We start from the raw sequence: 19,399 nt of genomic DNA, 5'->3' as shown, positions 1-19,399 counted from the left end.
ACCGGATTCTGATCAAAGTAACTTTTAAATCATAACTAAATTGAAAACAGCAAGTTGATTATACATTTACTTATCCAATTTATAAAGAAGAATATTGTGGTAAATTTAAATTAAAGATTTGAATTACATTCGCATTCCCATTCTTACGGTAAAGGTAAGAAAGTTCAAAATACCGAAGAGCAAGATAACAATTAGATACGGCATTGAGACGAACAAGGCTTTACTCACACCATAGTTCTTTTTAGCAATTCTGTAGGCAGTGTAAAGAGAACCGAGAGTTCCAGCGATTACTAAGAAATATTGCATAATTTGAATCGTTGGATCGGAAACGAAGGCGGTCGGTCCCTCAAGATGCGTACCAAAGAGCCCCATGAAGGTGTAGTAGATTGACTTCCCTTCAGCCAGAAGATGGAACAAGTTGTGGGCCATGTGAGAAGCGAGGTCCAGTGGAATGACGGCATATCCAAAACGCGCAAAGGCATTACGTAAAGTCTCACCTGTGAAACGTTTAGAAACTGCAGTAGCCGCGAAAAGTAGCAACACGGGTGTCGCCATTGCTAAAATAAAGAGAATTGTAAAGGTAATGTCTTGATTAGCGATACCTAATGTATGTTCCACCCACTTTAAGAAGGAGGGGTAAAAGTCTAACATCGTGACGTTTTGAACAAAAACAATTCCTACGATGACAATCGCTAAGAACGATTCTTCAAAACGGGCTCTGGTCATGGACCAAAACTCACTGGTAGGGATACGGGGGGTTAGGCGAATTGAGTCATGGGGACAGCTTTTGATACAGCTTCCGCAGAGATTACAGTTGGCGTTGTTTTCCATGGCCATCGGAAATTCAAACATCGGACAACCAGGTGCTTTGTCATTGCCTTTATAGCAATCTCTTGTTTTGCAGGTTTTACAAGTGTCTTTGTCTGCTCGGAGTTCTAACATACCTGCGCGGGAATAGTTACCGGACAAACTACCTAGAAAACAGAGATACCGACACCAAGTACGGCGTTCGAAGAGCAGAGCAGTGACCATGACTCCACCTAAGATGAGTAAAAGGAGGGTTCCAGATCCTCGGGGTGATTCAACGATTCCCCAAACGTGATCAGACCAGGTGATAAAGATAAAGGTAATATCGATGATCCAGAGACCGTTTTTACGGATAAATTTGGGAACCTTGAGATTGGCTCCAAATAATTTTTGAGTTAGATCGCTTACCCAGGCAAATGGGCAAATTCCACACCAAAACCGACCGAGGAGAAAAAAGAAAAAAGGGATTAATGGCCACCAAAGTACCCAAGTTGCGGCGGTACCAAAGTTATCATGGGCAACTGAGGGGCCTGCTAAGGTTTCAACCATGATAACCGCAAAAACTAAAACGGTAATCCATTGGAATACCCTGGGGAATAAAGAGCTTTTCAGAAAACGTTTGAGCCATGAGTAATTAAGGAGGTTTAGTGGTTGTTTTTTAGTTGACATACTGATGGCCTCTACTTTCCTAGTTTTTCTTTCGTTTCAATAGTGCCGCAACTAGTCCAACAATTACGACAACACCAGCGACACTACCAATTAAGACAAGGTTAGGTCCGGATTTACTGATAGTAATAGGAAAGTTAACAGTGCTTTCGCCCAAAGACGATGTGATAGTAATCGATTGGGTCCATTGCCCGGGTTGGTTAAACATCATTCCTTCTACCATGTAGGAACCAAGGCCCATAGCCATGCCACTCATTGAGGATTGCTCTTGCATGGCTGTACCCTCTTGTTTATCCATGCTGGAGGACATGTTCATGCCAGCCATGCTACTATCCCCAGTGCTACTGGACAACATTGTTGATTTGCTCATCATTACTTTGGCGCCTGTCACGGGTTGCCCGGTGACCTTATCTTTTATGATTATTGTCATGGTTCCAGCTTGGTTGACCAAAAGATTTTCAGGATTGATCTGCATAGTTACATGATAGGGTCCAGCGTCTTGTTCGAGTTCGCCAGATGCAGCTAGAGTATTAGTAGCAAACAAGAGAGTTAAGAGTAATAGGGATAGGGAAAGAAGGATTTTCTTCATTGGTTTTGTTAGGTAATTCATGGTACACGCTCCTTTAAAAATATTGACGGTCAATCTTATTGCAAAAGTGATGCCAAGTTGCGCTTTGTTTATGAATATGATTCAATATAACAGGATCTTGAAACTGCTTCAGGCTAGATTTAGTAACACTTTAAAGTAAGTTACAAAAAATTTTTCTTAGTCATTAATAAACTTGAAAGAAACTATAAAGTCTTAAGACTAGATGGATAATTAGCATTGATGTGGGATAAAACACAGTGTAGTGTGTCTTATCCCACACTGGCTTCTTAGCTACATACTATTAAAAGACTATTAAGCATTCAGTAAGATTAGATTCTATGGGTTGTTGCTGCTGCGTTGACTATGCGCTTTTGGAGTTAAGCCAGGGCTAAAAAAGGACACCCTTAATATAGTAATGATTTTAAAGGAAGTGGAGAAAGTGCGTCGGATTTTAGTGGCTGATGATGAGGCTAATATGCGCTGGGTTCTAGAACGGGCCTTAACAAAAGCTGGTTACGAAGTTGAAACGGTGGAGGATGGACAATTCGCCTTAGATAGGGCTTTGGCGGAGCGTCCTGATCTTGTCCTTGTGGATTTAAAAATGCCGAAGATGGACGGCTTAAGTTTATTGCACAAGTTGAAAGAGCGCTATCCAGATTTACTGATGGTCATGATGACTGCCCACGGAAGCACCTCCACAGCAGTTGAAGCCATGAAGGCTGGAGCTCAGGATTATTTGATGAAACCTTTTGATATAGAGGAACTGTTGATCACCGTGGCTAAGGCCTTTGAAGTGGGAAGCTTGCGCGAGCAGGTGGATTATTTGAAGGGGGAAGTTCAGAACGGTGGTTGGCAGTTAGTGGGCAACAGCGCGGAGATGCAGGCTGTTAAGCATTTGGTCGAACGAGTTGCCCCGACGCCAGCAACAGTTCTCATTCATGGGGAGTCGGGCACAGGAAAGGAACTGGTGGCTCATGCCATTCATACCTTAAGCCCGCGCTTTGACGGACCTTATATCCGGGTGAATTGTGCAGCGCTGACAGAGACCCTATTGGAAAGTGAATTGTTTGGACACGAGAAAGGCGCGTTTACAGGGGCCCATGTCCGAAAAACAGGACGATTTGAATTAGCGGATGGGGGGACACTTTTCCTTGATGAAATTGGCGAGTTGTCATTTAATGTTCAGGCTAAACTGTTGCGGGTACTCCAGGAGCGTACGTTCGAACGAGTTGGTGGAGAAAAAACCATTAAGGTCGATGTAAGGATCATCGCGGCTACGAATCGAGATTTACTTAAAGAGACTCAAGAAGGACGCTTTCGAGAGGATTTATATTATCGACTCAATGTATTTCCGATTTTCGTGCCCCCTTTACGGGAACGTCGAGAGGATATTTCTGAGCTGACTGAACATTTCTTGGAAAAACTCAGGACCTATGGTGGAAGCAAGACGCTTGGTCCAGGAGTCCTGTCTCAACTTAAGGCCTATACTTGGCCGGGAAATGTGCGCGAACTAGAAAATGTCGTAGAACGTATGGTAATTATTTCTCAAGGGCAGAGATTGGGATGGATAGTTTGCCCTTCTTGGGTATTCCACCAAAATTGGAGAAGAACATCGGAGGTTTTGTGCTGCCAACAGAAGGGATTTCCCTCGAAGAGTTTGAGAAATCGTTTCTCAAGCAGGCTATGGAACACACGGGGGGAAACCAAAGTCAGGCTGCAAAACAGTTAGGCCTTTCTAGGCATGCCTTTTTATACCGTTTAGAAAAATACGGAATAGATCCTCACAGGGGTATGTAGAGAGGAGGCCCGTTTGTTGAAACATGAATCTCCTGATCAAAATCAAGCCCGCATCCTCTTTGACCTCATCGCGATCGGGCTTGTCATGGCCATTTTAACGGCTGTTCACTACACAAATTACCATTATGAAATGAATTACCACATCCTTTTGCAATTCGCGTACTACCTTCCAGTGATTTATGCTGCCATGCGCTTTGGTCCTGCTGGGGGGATCCTATCCGGCTTGGTCATTACGCTCCTCATCTTACCGTTTATGACGCATTTCCATGCCATGAACCCATCTGCCATCTATACTCAATGGGTAGAAATTGGCTTGATCAACGTGATTGGCTGGTTGACAGGATTTCTTACTGGGCAGGAGCGGAGGGCAAAACGCAAATATCAAATCGCTTTAACTGTTCAAAAGGAATTGGTGGAGAAGTTAAAGAAAGAGGGCCTGGAGCGTGAACGCTTGGAGGAGGAGATCCGACAAACAGAACGATTAACGGCCCTGGGGCATATGAGTTCTGGGTTGGCTCATGAAATACGCAATCCCTTAGGGATTATGAAGGTGAGCATCCAACTCCTCGCTCAGGATAAAGTCGGTGATGGAGTGGTTTCAGAATATTGTCGAGTGCTTCTGGAAGAGTGTGAACGGCTAAATCGCTTGGTCAGCGATTTTCTGTCTTTTGCCCGTCCCAAGGAATTAGCACGTAAACGAATGTCCTTGGGAAAACTCTTGGACGAAGGTGTCAATCTGCTCAATCCTGCCTTAAGGCAGCACGGCATTGTCTTGAAGCAAGTGAGGGGTCAAGTGGACAAGCAAGAGGTTGAATTTGATCCAGATCAAATGAAGCAAGTGATCCTGAATATCATACTCAATGCTATCGATGCCCAGGGAGAAGGTGGTGTTATTCAACTCGAGGGGGTTAATCGGGAGGGATTTGTTGGTTTCGCCGTGAGTGACGAGGGACCAGGTATCTCGCCAGACGCTATGCCTTATATTTATGACCCGTTTTTTACGACCAAGGAGAAAGGGACCGGATTAGGGCTATCCGTTGTGCACCGTATCCTTGATCTACATGGAGGGAAGATAGTCGCTGCAAATCGGAGGGAGCGAGGGGTTCGAGTGGAGATATTGTTGCCTCTAAGTTAAGATAAATCTAAATGCCACGCTTATCTCAAGCGTGGCATTGGATGAAGTTTCAATCTATTAAAAGAATAAGCGGTTATAGAAGCCACCATAACCAAGACCTTGGTTAGCTGGATATCCTTGGAAACCTCGGTCGACAACAACGTTTCTTGTCGTTGGTTGATAATAATGCTGGGGAACATCAACAATATTCTGGCGGTTGATAGTCACTATTGGATGAATTACAGGAACAACTCGTTGAGTGTAATAGTCTCGCACGCAATATTGTGGCGGACAACAAATCGGTTTTACACAACCATACATCAGAAAACCACCTCCTATATTTAATGTAGTATATGCAATAAGAAAATAATTGGTAACATTTAACAAATTTCATTGTTGTATCTCCTCCAATAAACAGGCCTAGGAATTCCTTCAATAAATTGCCGGAGCACAGTATTGTGATATGTTCAATGGACTGGAAATATTGACAGAACAAGTAATAGGTTATATATTAAAACTAATAGGTGTATATACACACTAAATTTTAGCATAGATCATAGAGAAAGGCGTTAAGTCGATGAAACATATCGGATCCAAACCAAAATCTTCTAGTCCATGTCACTGTTTGAATATAAGACGGGCTTCTCGGGCGGTAACTCAATTTTATGAAAAAGTCTTGGAACCCAGTGGACTTAAAGTTACGCAGTATTCGTTATTGCGGAATCTCGAATGGTTGGAGTCAGTTAATATGAGTGTGTTGGCCAAAATAATGCGCATTGACCGAACTACTTTGAACAGAAATATGAAACCACTGATCAATGCCGGTCTAATAGCGGTTAATCCCGGAGAAGATTCACGCTCTAGGCAGGTGATCCTTACAGAGGTCGGTAAAACTGTGTTATTTAATGCTTTGGAGCTATGGAGTGAAGCCCAAGCATCATTGGAGGAATATTTGGGGGTAGAAGAGTTGGAGAGTCTTGAGAAATCACTTTCCAAACTGGAAGCACTTATTTTATAAATTTCCTTGGGTAGAAATGCATTTAGAGAAGTAGATAGCGACTAATTACGTGTATATACACAAATAACTTTCAATTACTGAAACATCAATGAAACGAAAGGAGAGAGCAAGATTAATATTAATATTAATATTAATATGTGACTGTGAGTCATCAAATGATTACTGACTCGAACAACAGAACATATTTCACATAAGTTTTGCATTGCATCTTAAGTTTTGCTGAAATTGCACGGTGGCGGTAAACATTGTTAAAACATCAAGATTAAACTAACTAGGGGGAATGAGCATGTCACTTACAACCCAAATCAAAGAATTTGCCTTGGACATTGGGTATAGCAAGGTCGGCATTATACCTGCTGATGGCTTTCCTGAATACATCACCGATTTAACCAATAGACATGAAATGTATTCATTTTATCTCAAGGGACCTTCTCGTCCGTTGGTTGCCGCAGAACCTCGCTCAGTGATGCCTACGGCAAAATCGATCATTACAACAGTTTATGACTATTCCCAAAAAAGCTTTCCTAAGGAATTAACAGATAAAATTGGCCGGGTTTATCAAGCTAGGTGTTATAACGCACCGCCTGAACGGATCAATGGCGCTAGACCAGAATTAATGAGGGGATTTCTGCGTAAACTTGGCTGTGAAGTGGGCGACAAGATTAGTTTGCCTGAACGATTGGTCGCGGCCAAAGCAGGCATAGTGAATTACGGTAGAAATAATTTCGCTTATGCCGAAGGTATTGGTTCCTTCATCTACCTTACGTCTTTCGTTGTCGATCAAGAGCTTGATTATGATAGTCCTACGGTGGAGATTGGTTGTCCAGAAGGATGTTTCGCTTGTATGAAAGCATGTCCGACGCAAGCTATATATGAACCGTTAAAGTTAAATCCACGCCGTTGCATTGCATTCAATACATTTATGACGCAAGAGCGAATAGCTGGCAGCCACATTGAACCTGAAATTCGGGAAAAAATGGGAACCCAAGTTCATGGATGCGACATTTGCCAAGAGGTGTGTCCCCGCAATCAGAGAAAGTTACAAGCAAAGCTGCCGGACGATGAGTTTTTAGTGAAAGTAGCCCAAGATTTCAGTCTGTCTCAAATGCTCATTATGACGGATGAGTTTTACTCAACAAGGATACAACCTTTGATGTACAACTATATAAAAGAGAGGAAATACTTTCAGCGAAATGCTGCCATTGCTCTTGGCAATCTTGGCGACCCTGCATTTGTGCCTGATTTGGCAGTTGCCATGAATGATCCTGAAGAGTTAGTACGTGGTTACGCCGCTTGGGCTTTAGGAAAAATAGGCGGCAGATCAGCTAAACAAATTTTGGAGGAAAATCTCAGCAGGGAAACATCTGAATCTGTCAAGCAAGAAATTAGAGAAGAATTATTGTAAGCAGAATTAAGGCCAGACTGGTAAAGACAGGATTCTCGGAGGTATTCGCGAACTTAATGAAAGTGGAGGTATCTGAGATGGAAACTAATTACCGAATTGCTTATGACAAATACTGGAGGGATTTAAAGAGAAAGGCGCCGGAAGAAATTGCGACCCAGCTTAATGTGACCTACAGTAGCGAAACTCGTCAATTTGTCGTGACGTTTTTTGACTCTGAGTATATATTGGATTGGAATGACCAAACGGTCTACAGAAAAACAGACGGACAGGTCCCGGAAATAATGGCTTCCATAATCATGCTGAATTACCTGGCTTATGCGCGACCGCCTCAAGAAACCGCTAAAAAATGGGTGAGTCTCAAAGAAATACCCAATGGTGGGATGTTATTTTATCCTGCGTTTCATAAAAACGCAATCCTGGGTTTGATCAAGGCGTTCGGACATCAGTCCAATCAATTATTGGAGTGTGCTGCCGCCTTAGGCGGAAAACCCGCATCGTTTGGCAGTTCATCTGCAACTTTTCAGGCCTTTCCCGAAATCCCCTTGTGTGTGATTATATGGGAAGGGGACGAAGATGTTCGGGCCAATGCCACGATCCTCTACGAACCGTCCGTTGAACATCTGTTACATATGGAGAGCGTAATCGGTCTTGGTATGTATCTAGCGAGCAAATTAAAGAAGCTAGCAAGTTTATCTTCACCGCTACCAGCTTCGATGTGACCTGCAATAATGTCCTATACGAAGGGTGAATTAAAACGCTATAATGCTCTAAAGTATCGTTAAGGAGTAAGCTTTATGAACATTACAGCGGTTTTTGCCATTGCATTATTGTTCCTTTTACACCAGGTCCAACCAATATTGTCATTCTGTCTACTGTACATAACTATGGAATGAAAAAAGCCCTCAAATTTACAGATGGTGCGACACTTGCCTTTGGGATATTACTAGCGCATTTTAAATAAATTAATGGCACTACGGCGTATGAATATTTACAATATGTAAAAATGTAAAACCGAAAAGAATCGAGGTGATTCTGTATTAGAAAAGGTGCGAGTTTTCCATAATGATTGGATAATTCAATTGAATAATTTAACCTAATAAAGACCTCTTGAGTTAACGTTCGGGAGGTCTTTATTTAATCGTCTCAGTCTCTAACTGAATCAGTTAGCAAATTTCAAACGGATTCCTTGCTTTATAGGGGCGCATCATTTCATTGTCTTCATGGTCAAGACTATGACAGTGCCACACATACCCAGGACCTTTGGCTGGATTAAACGGATAAAGATTGATGCCTGGGACAGAGAATGTAGCATCTCTTTGCTTATCCCCTTGTCAGCGAAGATTATTTTTGTTATCATATATCTTGAATATCAAACAATATTAATATCATAAGTTATTATCATAAGACATTATGAGAAACTTACCAATAGGGAGGGGGAGTTTTAATGACTATCAATGAAGAGTTGACCCATGAACTCTTGGCATTTTTTAATGGGTTTTCTTCCTGGGAGAATTCAATTGTGCGATCCAGTGAACTAACGGTTTCTGAGGCCCATGCTATAGAGGTGCTTGGTGAACATGAAAAAATTAATATGAAAGGTTTAGCTCAGAAGCTGGGGGTTACGACAGGAACAACGACGGTAACGGTTGATCGCTTAGAAAAGAAGAATTTTGCTCGCCGTGAATCGACGAAAGAAGATAGGCGAGTAAATTTAATCAGTTTGACTGACCTAGGTAAGAAGGCCTTTGAGGAACATCATGACTTCCACTTGCATCTGACAGAGCAAATGACGTCCATTTTAAGTGACGATGAAATCAAGCAGTTTTTGAACACCTTAAAGAAAATCAATGTAGAAACTTTTTAGGCATTGGGAATTTTCATGATGACACCATCGGTCAGTGAACTGATGGTGTCAAGAAGCAGGTGCTTGTTTTTACTTAAAATTACTTTTTATGTTAATATAGGGATATGAAGGAGAATTTAAATGAAAACGTCTTGTAACATAGTTTGGTCACGACATAAAGGGTTGATTGTAACAGTTATTAGTTTAGGATTTCTTATTCTGGCTTGGTTTTCTGGCAAATATGATCATACGGAGTTGGAAATTCCTTGTTACCTGTTAGCTTATATCATAGGTGGATACCAAAAAGCCTGGGAAGGGTTGCAAACCCTGTTCAAGGAAAAAGATTTAGATGTCGATTTGCTTATGGTCGTAGCGGCAATTGGTGCGGCTAGTATCGGATTTTGGAGAGATGGGGCTATTTTAATCTTAATTTTTTCCCTAAGTGGTGCCTTGGAAGGATATACTCTGGAGAGAACGAATGACGAAATTAAGTCTATCATGAAGCTACGCCCGGAAGAGGCTATTGTGTTACATGGAAACCTGGAAAAGAGGATTCGAGTCGAAGACTTGCAACAAGGTGATCTCTTGTTGGTCAGGCCGGGAGAGAGGATCGCGACAGATGGGATTGTGCGCGAGGGATATTCCTCTGTGAATCAATCATCGATAACCGGGGAATCGATTCCCATAGACAAGTCGGCAGGGGACGAGGTTTTTGCTGGAACTATGAATGGACAAGGAGCCTTAGTAATCGAAATGACCAAAACGGCTGAGGCAACCTTGCTTGCTAAAATAATCCATCTGGTTCAAGAAGCGCAAAGCGAAAAACCCCCCAGTCAATTATTCATGGAGCGTTTTGAAGGTATTTACGCAAAAATTGTGATCACAGGTGCAGTTTTGATCTCGGTCTTGTCACCTTTAGTATTAGGCTTGTCTTGGAGTGACGCAATTTACAAGGCTATGATCTTTCTCGTCGTAGCCTCCCCTTGTGCGCTGGTTTCCTCGGTAATGCCGGCCGTATTATCCGGGATTTCGAACGGAGCTCGCCAAGGTATCTTATTCAAAGGAGGGGCCTACCTGGAGGCTATCGGTGATGTGAGTGTGGTGGCTTTTGACAAAACTGGAACTCTCACCGAGGGAATACCAAGAATTACTCATGTGATACCTTATGGAAACTATACTGAAAATGAGGTCTTAAGAATCGCTGCTTCTTTGGAAACGTGGTCAGAACATCCTATTGCTAAGGCTATAATCCGCGAAGCGAAGGAAAAAGATCTCCACCTGAGTACAGCCTCAAAACTTGAAGCGGTGCCCGGATTTGGAGTACAGGGAATAGTGGAGGGTCAGGAACATCGAATCGGGAAATTAGATCTGAGTGAAGGGGAAATATCCGAAGAGGAAATGAAGGCGGTTCGGGAACTGGAGAAACAAGGGAATACGGTGATCTTTGTTCAGGTAGGAAAAGAACGAATCGGCGTCTTAGCGGTTCAGGATACTCTGCGACCGCAAGCGAAAGAATCAATAAATAGACTGAAAAAAATGGGAATCAAAGTTGTGATGTTGACGGGAGATAGCTCTTCAACTGCCAAAATAATGGGTGATCAGGTGGGTGTCGACCAAGTATATTCCGAACTTCTGCCAGAAGATAAAGTAGATATAATAAAAAAGTTAGGGGAATATGGCAAAGTTGCCATGGTCGGCGACGGTGTAAACGATGCTCCGGCTTTGGCGGTTTCTTCCGTGGGTATCGCAATGGGCGCTGCCGGAACTGATGTAGCATTAGAGACAGCTAATGTGGTCCTGATGGCTGATGATATTTCTAAGGTTTCTTATGCCATTGCCTTAGGGCGTCGCTCGACTAGGGTGGTTAAACAAAATGTGACTTTTGCAGTTACAGTCATGTTGTTACTTATATTATCTAATTTTTTCGGGAATATAAATCTACCGCTCGGTGTGATCGGACACGAAGGAAGTACAATCATTGTCATTATCAGTGGCTTACGCTTACTGAGGTAAGTTGCTCCAAAAAGCAAACGCTCTAACCTATCGGCTAGGGCGTTTGCTTTTGTGACCATATTATTGAATTTCAATGCGGTAGTAATTTTCCTCAAGAAGTTTCTTAATTGTTTGGACTTGGGCAGCATCGGTGGTCTCTAACTCGAGTTCTACCTTAGCATAACTTATAGGAATATCTAAGGTTTCTCGTCGGTGTGAAACCGCAAGGACGTTAGCCCCCAGACGAGCAATGAACTGTAGTAGTTGAGCTAGAGCCCCAGGGCGATCAGAAATAACGGTTGTCAGGAAACACTTCCGTCCATTTTTCACAAGCCCCTTGTCGATCGTACGAGCGAGGATGTTGACATCAACATTTCCACCACTCAGGATGGCAACCATTTTGCGATTTTTGTAATGGGCAAGACGATGAATGATCGCTGCGGCCGGAGAAGCGCCCGCACCTTCCGCAACAACTTTGGCACTTTCTAGAAAAAAAAGCATAGCACTGGCGATTTCATCCTCATCTACGGTTACTATATCGTCAACATATTTCTTAATGAGTTCAAACGGCAGATTGCCAGGTGTTTTTACTGCAATCCCATCGGCAATGGTCGGGGTGCCATTAACTGTCACCATTTGACGTTGGGAAAAAGATACCGCCATCGAAGGCATGTTTTTACTCTGTACACCAATGATTTTAACATCTGGTTTTAAAGTCTTCAGTCCCAGGGCGATCCCCGAGATCAGACCACCGCCACCAATCGGGGCAACAACGACTTCAACATTAGGCAAATCTTCAAGGATTTCCAAGGCGATGGTTCCTTGACCGGCAATCACCAGCGGGTCGTTAAAGGGATGAATAAATGTCGCTTTGGTCTCCTTTTGAATTCGGAGGGCTTCTTCGTAAGCTTCATCATACACTTCACCGTGAAGGATGACCTCTGCACCATATCGTCGCGTTGCTGTTACCTTGGACAAGGGAGCGTGCTTGGGCATGACAATCGTTGACTTGATGCCATAAATGGTCGCAGCAACGGCGACACCTTGGGCGTGATTGCCAGCAGAAGAGGCAATCACGCCCAGGTGTTTTTCTGCCTCTGTTAAATGGGCAATCTTATTGTACGCTCCTCTAAGCTTGAAAGAGCCCGTACGCTGAAGGTTTTCCATCTTTACATATACCTGATTATTACTCATGTCACTAAGAAGCGGATTGTTTACTAACGTCGTTTTATAGGTAACTCCTTTTAGTGTCTCCCTAGCGTTAATTATGTTTTCAAGGGAAATGTCCATGCTCAGGCTTCCTTTCATTAAATAAGATAACTGTCTTAATACATTGAGCGGGTTGCAATTTCCTTACACTCATAGCATGTTCTTTAATTGTAAGAAATATGATTCCGTCAATAATGTTGACAATGCCCGGAATCTTAATTTCAACTGCGTAATAATGGGTGAGCAGGTAGGTTGAAAACGAAAGAAGTGCAGCTTTGAACTTTTTAGTTATTATATTAGCGAAAGCAAAGGCCTTTGTGTGCATTACGTAAAGGCTTTTGCTTTCGTTTCTTCATCGGCAGTGGGATCATGTATATGACGATGATCTATTTTAGCTAATGTATTTCATGCGGCTCGTCCCATAGTCAGTGATTTTATAACACTGTTTAAGCTTATTATTATTTAAAGTTACAGTCGTTAACTCGATGAGGCCAGCAGCCTTTAACGAAAGAAGGTAGTCCTCGATGCCTTTTTCATTAACGCTCCGATCAAGAGGATATTCATGTTTGAGCATTTCGAATATTTTTTGATCCGAGACTCCCGCATTCAGGAAGATTACTTGTACTACTCTGAATTTAACGGGTATCTGATTCATGGTAAACCTCCCTATCGACTTCTTAAATTAACTAAATCTTTAGGATTGCCTATTGTAAGGATGGTGCCAATGGAAATGATCACAACTCCAATAATCAGGTTCGGTGTTATTGGTAATTTATTTAACAACCACCCAAAAAATACAGACCATAAGGCAAACGTTACGTTTAACCCCATAGCTCTGCTAACTCCAGTCATATTCATCGCCCGATACCAGGATAAAAAGGAAGTTCCACCAACCAAGCCGATAACAGCAATGTACCAGCCAGAGGGTGTCGTAAAACTAACGGAAAGAATCTGATAAGCGATTCCTCCAAACAAAGGTAATATGGCAAGGATATATACAATAAACGAAGTCACTTCCCTGATACCAATGGCAATATCAGAATCGACTAAATCCATTCCATAAGTTGACATAACGCCTTCTACTGCCCAACCAACAGCGGCAACCGCGGCTAATCCAAGACCGAGATAAAAGTGGGGATAGTTTGACCCTTCCGGTGGCACAAACCCAACAATAAATGAGCCAATAATGGCGAATATTATGCCAACCCATACGCGGGGTGATACCTTTTCTTTAAGAAAAATAGATCCCAGAATAGCTCCAATCGCTGGATAAGCGGCTGTGATTGCTGCAGTATAGGAGGCACCTGCAAAATAAATTCCCAGCAAATTACCGGACATTCCAATGGGGCCCCCTAAAATAGCTGCTATTATTATCATTTTGGCTGGTCGAGTTTTTAAGGTGCGCGCATAATCACGCCATTTACCGTTAATGACATTATAAATAAACAACCATAGTGCGGCAAATCCATCATGAAGACATGCCCCGACCAAAGGTGCAGCGAAAATACTCATATTGTTAGTGAATGGTGCTAAACCCAACACCATCCCCATCAACACCCCGTCTAAGCCCCAAGCTGCACCGGTTAATAATCCTAGGCCTATACCCTTTTTCGCAAAGGCTAGATCTTTCCTTTGTAAAAGTAATTGTGTTTTCTGATCCATTACTTTTAAACTCCTTATTTGCTGTTTATCAATGTATTTCCACCTATAAGAAATATTTAATATAATTGAACAGAAACATGTAGTTTAATGTTACTCAAGTGATTATATTATAAGATCATGACTAGCGATAGTAAAATACTTAGTAAATATGCCCCCTATAAGTTCAAAAGAATTTGAAGTTTAGATAATTTGTGTGTCTAAGCATAAGCATAACTTATGTCCAGCTTTCCGCGCATGGTGACATAAAAAGGCCGAGATAACGAATGTTATCTCGGCAAAAGTACCATGAGTCATTTTACATCTTCGTTGTGGAAAAATTTGAACATACGGTTTTGATAACTTTGATGAACTCTTTCTCGACCATTGAAAGATGATGACGATTTAACCAAATTAAGATCACTGAAACCTCTAAGCGGGCATCACTTATACTAACTTTTCTTATACTACTAGATTTTACATACTCATCAGCCATAAATTGAGGGACAAAAGCAAGGGTTTTGCCTTGAGATAAGATTTTCTCCATCATCTCTAAGTTGTCAACTCTATAAGAAACATTAATCTCACCATACTTTTGCAACACACTAGATACTCCACAATTAGTGATGTACTCAGTGTTGTATAAAAGTATTGGCAAAGAAAGCGCCTTCTCTAAAGTCATCTTCGTTGATCTCTTAGCAATTTCGCAGTTATTTCCTGTAATGATTACAAATTCATCAGAAAATAGTTCTTTATAGTTAAGATCTTTCGACTTAGAAAACGCATCAGTTTTTAAAATGATACCAAAGTCAGCCTTGCCAGATTCAACATCCCGCAATATATTATTAGATTCTCCGACTTTGAGCAGGGCATTTACTTTAGGATGATTATGCTTAAAAGTAGTTAATATGTCGGGCATTACGGTAATATTGATACTTGGCTCTACTGCAATTGAGATGTTTCCATTTAACTCTATGGAGTCACCGTGGGCGATGGATTTGATCTCGTCAACAGTATTGAGCACTTCCTTGGCCTTTATGATAATTAGTTCCCCAATTTCGGTTAGATAGGCACCGGAATTCGTCCTTTTTAACAGAACTACACCAAGTTCATCTTCAAGTTTACTGATGGCAGAACTAAGAGCAGGCTGTGAAATGTGAGTTCGCTCGGCTGCAAGAGAAATAGACTTAGATTCATGGACTGCAACTAAATAAGTTAATTGTTCAAAACGCATATTCTTAACCGTCCTTGATAGCATATTTATACAGACCACGCCTAAGGCAAGAATGCAATTCTTAGAATTCATTATACTATGAGTAATTCAAATAACAATAGTATTTAAGTTAAAGAAGGAGAAAAGCGATAATCCATTATAAGGAAAAAGAATTAATTCAGAATATTTGCGATAAAAAATACTTATCAACCTATAATTGACCAGTTATACGGGGCATAATTACTAAGTATTTTACAGGGAAACATGAATTGCATATAATCTGGCTTGTAAGTGCGGGAAATCACAAGAAAATACCGGAACTTTAAATTATCGGGAGAGTAGGAGGGTAATAAAGTAAAAGATCTAAGAACTTATCAGTTTAATATTAATTTTTACTAAATAGGGAGGTAAATATATGGCAGTAATGAAGAGTGCGAATGTAGATGCAACTCCGAGTGGTAAGAAGCGCTACCTTGATGATGCGCGTATGTGTTCAGAACATTATAAGTTCTTAATTATTCTTGCTCTAGCCTATGCTTTTGACCAAATGGATTTATTTACGTTTTCTTTCGTTGCTCCTGCTCTTACGAAACACTGGGGTGTTTCAATGGAGTGGATCGGAATAGTCAATTCTTGCACTTTTGTCGGTATGTTGTTTGGATGTTGGTTTGGTGGGTGGCTATCGGACGTTATTGGCAGGAAAAAAGCATTTTTATATTCGGTGGCATTTTTCTCTACATTTTCAATATTAAATGGCTTGGCACCTAACAAAGCGTTATTCATAGTATTTAGAACATTGACTGGTTTCGGTATATTATCAATGGTCGTTGTGGCAATGGTCTATATCACGGAAATATTACCATCTGTTTCGAGAGGAAAGTGGCAGGCAATATCTCTAGCAACGGGTCTACTGAGTGTACCGTTAATTGGACAAGTAGCCGAACGAATTGTTCCAAGTAGCCCAGATGGCTGGAGACATATTTTCTTCATTGGTGGAACAGGGTTTATTATCTTAATCTTAGGTCTGATGTGGTTAAAAGAATCTCCACGTTGGCTTATCTCTAGAGGGCGATATGCTGAGGCAGAAGTCATTATCCAGAGATTTATGCCCGAAATTAAAGTTGATATTAATGATGAAGCAAGTATCCCTGTAGAAGGTGCTGTCAAACCAAAAGAGATAGGAACCGTAACAGCACTAAAAGAGGTCTTCAGTAAAAAGTATGCTCGAAAAACTGGCGTGCTAATCACGATGGTTTGTTGTATCACGGTAGGGTACTTTATGTTTTTCGCTTGGATGCCTACCTTACTGAATGAATTTGGTTTCACGTTGGAAGATGCTCTGTGGATGTCAGCTCTAGTGTCCTTTGGAAGTCCCATTGGTAACTATCTAGCAGCTACCGTAACCGACAAAGGCGGTAGAAAGATCCCCATCGTCATATACAGCATCTTAGTTGGTGTCTTGACAATTGCTTTTGGTACTCTTAAAATCCCGATGGTCATCGTAGGGATAGGCTTTGTTATCAGGGTGCTTATGGACGGCGTTTTCGTTGTGATGTGGTCTTACTTGGCAGAATCATACCCCACACATATACGAAACAGTGGGACAGGCTTTATTTACAGTACCGGTAGGCTTCTAACTGCCGGGGCCATGATCGTAGTTCCTATGATTTATAAAAGTTTTGGTTATACAACGTTATTCTTTATTATTGGTGCTATGTTCTTAGTGGTAGCAGTCGTTACTGGAATCTGGGGTGAGAAGACCGCTGGTCGCTCACTCGATGAAATTGGTGCTTAAAACACCTATCATAATTGTATGCGTCTAATGTCCGACGAGGAATGTTGCTCAGCTTAGTGTAAGAGGCATTGCAAATGCCCCTTACACTAAAGGCCCAAATCTTTGAAAAAGAGAAATTTGTACCCTTGATAAAGCAGAGGATTAAGATCGCTATAAATCCAAAATTGATAAGAGGGGATAGAATATTATGAAAAGAACAGCGCTTACCCAGAAACTATTGGTATTAGGTGTTGACGGAATGGACCCCAGAATCAGTCAGAAATTCTTGGCTGAAGGGAAAATGCCTAACTTACAGAAATTTATTGAACGTGGATCTGCTAGAAAAGATTTGCATCTACTCGGAGCAATCCCAACGATCACACCGCCTTGTTGGACGACGCTCGCTACAGGCGCTTATCCAGGAACCCATGGCATCACGTGTTATTGGAGGCAATCGCCGGAAAGTCTTGATGCAGTAGTTTATAATATGGACTCTCGCAATTGCACCGCCGAACAAATCTGGAATATCACCGCTGAAGCTGGCCTGAAGACACTCGTTTGGCATTGGCCTGGGAGTTCTTGGCCTCCAACCTCTCATAGCGAAAATCTGAGTGTTGTAGATGGAACGCAACCAGGTTCGGTTAATATGGGCGTTGCACAACTTGACTGGGAAAAGGTTATCGTGGCTACACCCGATATTAAAGAAGTGCGATATGCACCACGAGTGGATAAACCGGCAGGTGTTGGTTGCATCATCGCTGATCTGGAAGGCACTTTGGACAATGAAGTCGATGATGAAATGATGGAACTTTGGTGGGGCGATACAGCTCGTGAAGGGGGCGAAATTCGCACCTACGTTATGGATGATGAAGATACAGAAGTAGTTATTGGTAGTAAGGTAGCTTATGATATTGTAAATTCCCCGCTCAAAGATGCTACAGGTTGGGCAAATGCTCCTGAAGGGGCTAAAGAATTCACGATCCTCACTTCTGGTGGTGTGATGAGACGCCCTGCTTTAATTCTCAAAAATGAAGCTGGAGAATATGATCGAGTGGCTATTTATAAGAACAAGAAAGCAGAAGCGCCGATCGTTACCTTAGAAAGAGATCTTATGGTAACAGGGATTATTGATGATGTTACCAAAAAAGAAGTTACTAAGCCTGGCTGCCGATCTATGAAGATTTTAGAACTTGATCCAGCCGGCAATAAAGTTAGAGTATGGATCAGCAATGCTCTGGATATTGCTAATGACCAATTATGGCATCAAAAATCTCTCTATAAAGATGTTGTTAATAATGTTGGCGAGGTCCCACCGGTCAGCTTAATCGGCGGGGAAGATGATGAATTGGTACATGAAATTTTTGAACCGTCTTGGGCAATTTACGACAAATGGCAAGCAGATTGTCTGAATTATTGCATCAAAGAAAAAGGCTATGATGTTGTATTTTCTCATCTTCATAATATTGATTGTGCAGGTCATCAATTATGGCATCTAGGAAAGACCCTGCCACCATGGGATCATACTGATGAAAAAACGTTCCAAGGGTTTATTGAAAAATTCTATCTGCAAACAGATGATTATCTTGGCGAATTCCTGTATCTATTAGACGAAGGTTGGACTGTGTTAGTTGTAAGTGATCATGGTCTTATTGTTGGGGAAAACGTACCTCCTATCTTAGGGGAATATGGTGGTCTCAATACAAAGGTCATGGAAGATCTGGGCTATACGGTCATGAAAAAAGACGAAAATGGCAATTCTATAAGGGAAGTCGATTGGGAAAAGACAAGAGCTGTTCAGATTCGCAGTAACTATATCTATCTCAATCTCAAGGGCCGTGACAAATATGGGATTGTGGATCCAAAAGATCAATACGATTTAGAAGAACAACTAATCTCTGATTTGTATAATTACAGAGATGATCGAACAGGTAAACGTGTTGTCGGCATCTGCCTTAGAAACAAAGATGCTGTGCTAATTGGTGCTAATGGACCGGAATGTGGGGATATTTTCTTCTCGATTGAAGAAGGCTACAATCGCTTGCATGGCGATAGTATCTCAACTTCAGAAGGATATTTTGATTCATCCGTTTCGCCGATTTTTGTAGCTGCAGGTAGCGGCATCAAGTCTGCCTTTACAACAGATCGTACTATCCGACAAGTTGACGTTGCACCTTCAATTTCAGTATTGCTCGGTTTGCGGTACCCTGCACAATGTGAAGGGGCTCCGATTTATCAGATTTTCTCCGAAGAAATTTAACAAATATTATTTGCGCAGCTATCAGAAAGCGCACTCTGATAGCTGCTTTTTAAATCGAAGTTAGAGCAATGAAGGAG

15 protein-coding genes and 2 pseudogenes are annotated in these 19,399 nt (G+C 41.7%); 9 read left to right on the top strand and 8 right to left on the bottom strand.

The window, feature by feature from the left end; translation table 11 throughout:
• Nucleotides 1-123: 123 nt before the first annotated feature.
• Together DSBG_RS14660 and DSBG_RS14655 are read right to left on the bottom strand one after the other, a co-directional pair.
• On the bottom strand, nucleotides 124-1,476 hold the full coding sequence (locus DSBG_RS14660; RefSeq protein ID WP_068965045.1) for a 4Fe-4S binding protein: 1,353 nt from the start codon (nucleotides 1,474-1,476) through the stop codon (nucleotides 124-126).
• Between the two features lie 19 nt (nucleotides 1,477-1,495).
• On the bottom strand, nucleotides 1,496-2,083 hold the full coding sequence (locus DSBG_RS14655) for a hypothetical protein (protein WP_068965044.1): 588 nt from the start codon (nucleotides 2,081-2,083) through the stop codon (nucleotides 1,496-1,498).
• A 418-nt stretch (nucleotides 2,084-2,501) separates the two neighbouring features.
• Here DSBG_RS14655 and DSBG_RS14650 point away from each other — a divergent pair.
• Nucleotides 2,502-3,859, top strand: a pseudogene (locus tag DSBG_RS14650) (sigma-54-dependent transcriptional regulator).
• 13 nt (nucleotides 3,860-3,872) lie between these two features.
• The gene (locus DSBG_RS14645; protein ID WP_068965043.1) at nucleotides 3,873-4,994 is read left to right on the top strand and encodes an ATP-binding protein; all 1,122 of its coding nucleotides are present in this window, start codon (nucleotides 3,873-3,875) and stop codon (nucleotides 4,992-4,994) included.
• A 57-nt stretch (nucleotides 4,995-5,051) separates the two neighbouring features.
• On the opposite strand, the gene DSBG_RS14640 is transcribed toward DSBG_RS14645, so the two are convergent.
• Nucleotides 5,052-5,294 (bottom strand): spore coat protein D, encoded by a 243-nt coding sequence (locus DSBG_RS14640; protein WP_068965042.1) that lies wholly within the window; start codon nucleotides 5,292-5,294, stop codon nucleotides 5,052-5,054.
• Nucleotides 5,295-5,550: 256 nt separating this feature from the next.
• Here DSBG_RS14640 and DSBG_RS14635 point away from each other — a divergent pair, with 256 nt between their 5' ends.
• From DSBG_RS14635 to DSBG_RS14625, 3 genes are all read left to right on the top strand, one after another.
• The gene (locus DSBG_RS14635; protein ID WP_068965041.1) at nucleotides 5,551-5,991 is read left to right on the top strand and encodes a MarR family winged helix-turn-helix transcriptional regulator; all 441 of its coding nucleotides are present in this window, start codon (nucleotides 5,551-5,553) and stop codon (nucleotides 5,989-5,991) included.
• 286 nt (nucleotides 5,992-6,277) lie between these two features.
• Nucleotides 6,278-7,396: an epoxyqueuosine reductase gene (locus DSBG_RS14630; RefSeq protein ID WP_068965040.1), complete on the top strand. Its 1,119-nt coding sequence runs from the start codon at nucleotides 6,278-6,280 to the stop codon at nucleotides 7,394-7,396.
• Nucleotides 7,397-7,473: 77 nt separating this feature from the next.
• On the top strand, nucleotides 7,474-8,115 hold the full coding sequence (locus tag DSBG_RS14625) for a DUF3786 domain-containing protein (protein ID WP_068965039.1): 642 nt from the start codon (nucleotides 7,474-7,476) through the stop codon (nucleotides 8,113-8,115).
• Nucleotides 8,116-8,559: 444 nt separating this feature from the next.
• Here DSBG_RS14625 and DSBG_RS22570 read toward each other — a convergent pair.
• Nucleotides 8,560-8,697: pseudogene (locus DSBG_RS22570) on the bottom strand (multicopper oxidase domain-containing protein); the annotation flags it as partial.
• Nucleotides 8,698-8,840: 143 nt separating this feature from the next.
• On the opposite strand from DSBG_RS22570, the gene DSBG_RS14620 reads away from it, so the two are divergent.
• Nucleotides 8,841-9,260 (top strand): MarR family winged helix-turn-helix transcriptional regulator, encoded by a 420-nt coding sequence (locus DSBG_RS14620; RefSeq protein ID WP_068965038.1) that lies wholly within the window; start codon nucleotides 8,841-8,843, stop codon nucleotides 9,258-9,260.
• Between the two features lie 120 nt (nucleotides 9,261-9,380).
• Nucleotides 9,381-11,252: a heavy metal translocating P-type ATPase gene (locus DSBG_RS14615; RefSeq protein ID WP_068965037.1), complete on the top strand. Its 1,872-nt coding sequence runs from the start codon at nucleotides 9,381-9,383 to the stop codon at nucleotides 11,250-11,252.
• 60 nt (nucleotides 11,253-11,312) lie between these two features.
• On the opposite strand, the gene ilvA is transcribed toward DSBG_RS14615, so the two are convergent.
• The 4 genes from ilvA to DSBG_RS14590 all read right to left on the bottom strand — a co-directional run bounded on the left by ilvA (nucleotide 11,313) and on the right by DSBG_RS14590 (nucleotide 15,312).
• The gene (gene ilvA / locus DSBG_RS14610; protein WP_068965036.1) at nucleotides 11,313-12,521 is read right to left on the bottom strand and encodes a threonine ammonia-lyase; all 1,209 of its coding nucleotides are present in this window, start codon (nucleotides 12,519-12,521) and stop codon (nucleotides 11,313-11,315) included.
• Nucleotides 12,522-12,831: 310 nt separating this feature from the next.
• Nucleotides 12,832-13,095 (bottom strand): hypothetical protein, encoded by a 264-nt coding sequence (locus DSBG_RS14600; protein WP_068965034.1) that lies wholly within the window; start codon nucleotides 13,093-13,095, stop codon nucleotides 12,832-12,834.
• Nucleotides 13,096-13,106: 11 nt separating this feature from the next.
• Nucleotides 13,107-14,102 carry a DMT family transporter gene (locus tag DSBG_RS14595; RefSeq protein ID WP_068965033.1) on the bottom strand — a complete coding sequence of 332 codons (996 nt, stop codon included), beginning with the start codon at nucleotides 14,100-14,102 and terminating at the stop codon, nucleotides 13,107-13,109.
• A 295-nt stretch (nucleotides 14,103-14,397) separates the two neighbouring features.
• Nucleotides 14,398-15,312, bottom strand: coding sequence for a LysR family transcriptional regulator (locus DSBG_RS14590; protein WP_068965032.1), 915 nt, complete (start codon nucleotides 15,310-15,312; stop codon nucleotides 14,398-14,400).
• Between the two features lie 394 nt (nucleotides 15,313-15,706).
• On the opposite strand from DSBG_RS14590, the gene DSBG_RS14585 reads away from it, so the two are divergent.
• Together DSBG_RS14585 and DSBG_RS14580 are read left to right on the top strand one after the other, a co-directional pair.
• Nucleotides 15,707-17,086 carry an MFS transporter gene (locus DSBG_RS14585; RefSeq protein WP_083236886.1) on the top strand — a complete coding sequence of 460 codons (1,380 nt, stop codon included), beginning with the start codon at nucleotides 15,707-15,709 and terminating at the stop codon, nucleotides 17,084-17,086.
• Nucleotides 17,087-17,273: 187 nt separating this feature from the next.
• The gene (locus tag DSBG_RS14580) at nucleotides 17,274-19,322 is read left to right on the top strand and encodes an alkaline phosphatase family protein (RefSeq protein ID WP_068965031.1); all 2,049 of its coding nucleotides are present in this window, start codon (nucleotides 17,274-17,276) and stop codon (nucleotides 19,320-19,322) included.
• Nucleotides 19,323-19,399: the final 77 nt, after the last annotated feature.

It is taken from the genome of Desulfosporosinus cupriresistens (assembly GCF_001707885.1).
Lineage (GTDB): Bacteria > Bacillota > Desulfitobacteriia > Desulfitobacteriales > Desulfitobacteriaceae > Desulfosporosinus.
The sequence above is the reverse complement of the archived record's forward strand: the minus strand, read 5'-3'. Positions and strand labels throughout refer to the sequence as shown.

Coding starts and splice junctions, on each gene's coding strand:
- DSBG_RS14580 (WP_068965031.1), top strand. CDS start 17,274: ATGAAAAGAACAGCGCTTACCCAGAAACTATTGGTATTAGGTGTTGAC.
- DSBG_RS14630 (WP_068965040.1), top strand. CDS start 6,278: ATGTCACTTACAACCCAAATCAAAGAATTTGCCTTGGACATTGGGTAT.
- DSBG_RS14625 (WP_068965039.1), top strand. CDS start 7,474: ATGGAAACTAATTACCGAATTGCTTATGACAAATACTGGAGGGATTTA.
- DSBG_RS14615 (WP_068965037.1), top strand. CDS start 9,381: ATGAAAACGTCTTGTAACATAGTTTGGTCACGACATAAAGGGTTGATT.
- DSBG_RS14655 (WP_068965044.1), bottom strand. CDS start 2,083: ATGAATTACCTAACAAAACCAATGAAGAAAATCCTTCTTTCCCTATCC.
- ilvA (WP_068965036.1), bottom strand. CDS start 12,521: ATGGACATTTCCCTTGAAAACATAATTAACGCTAGGGAGACACTAAAA.
- DSBG_RS14595 (WP_068965033.1), bottom strand. CDS start 14,102: ATGGATCAGAAAACACAATTACTTTTACAAAGGAAAGATCTAGCCTTT.
- DSBG_RS14660 (WP_068965045.1), bottom strand. CDS start 1,476: ATGTCAACTAAAAAACAACCACTAAACCTCCTTAATTACTCATGGCTC.
- DSBG_RS14590 (WP_068965032.1), bottom strand. CDS start 15,312: ATGCGTTTTGAACAATTAACTTATTTAGTTGCAGTCCATGAATCTAAG.
- DSBG_RS14635 (WP_068965041.1), top strand. CDS start 5,551: ATGAAACATATCGGATCCAAACCAAAATCTTCTAGTCCATGTCACTGT.
- DSBG_RS14600 (WP_068965034.1), bottom strand. CDS start 13,095: ATGAATCAGATACCCGTTAAATTCAGAGTAGTACAAGTAATCTTCCTG.
- DSBG_RS14640 (WP_068965042.1), bottom strand. CDS start 5,294: ATGTATGGTTGTGTAAAACCGATTTGTTGTCCGCCACAATATTGCGTG.
- DSBG_RS14620 (WP_068965038.1), top strand. CDS start 8,841: ATGACTATCAATGAAGAGTTGACCCATGAACTCTTGGCATTTTTTAAT.
- DSBG_RS14585 (WP_083236886.1), top strand. CDS start 15,707: ATGGCAGTAATGAAGAGTGCGAATGTAGATGCAACTCCGAGTGGTAAG.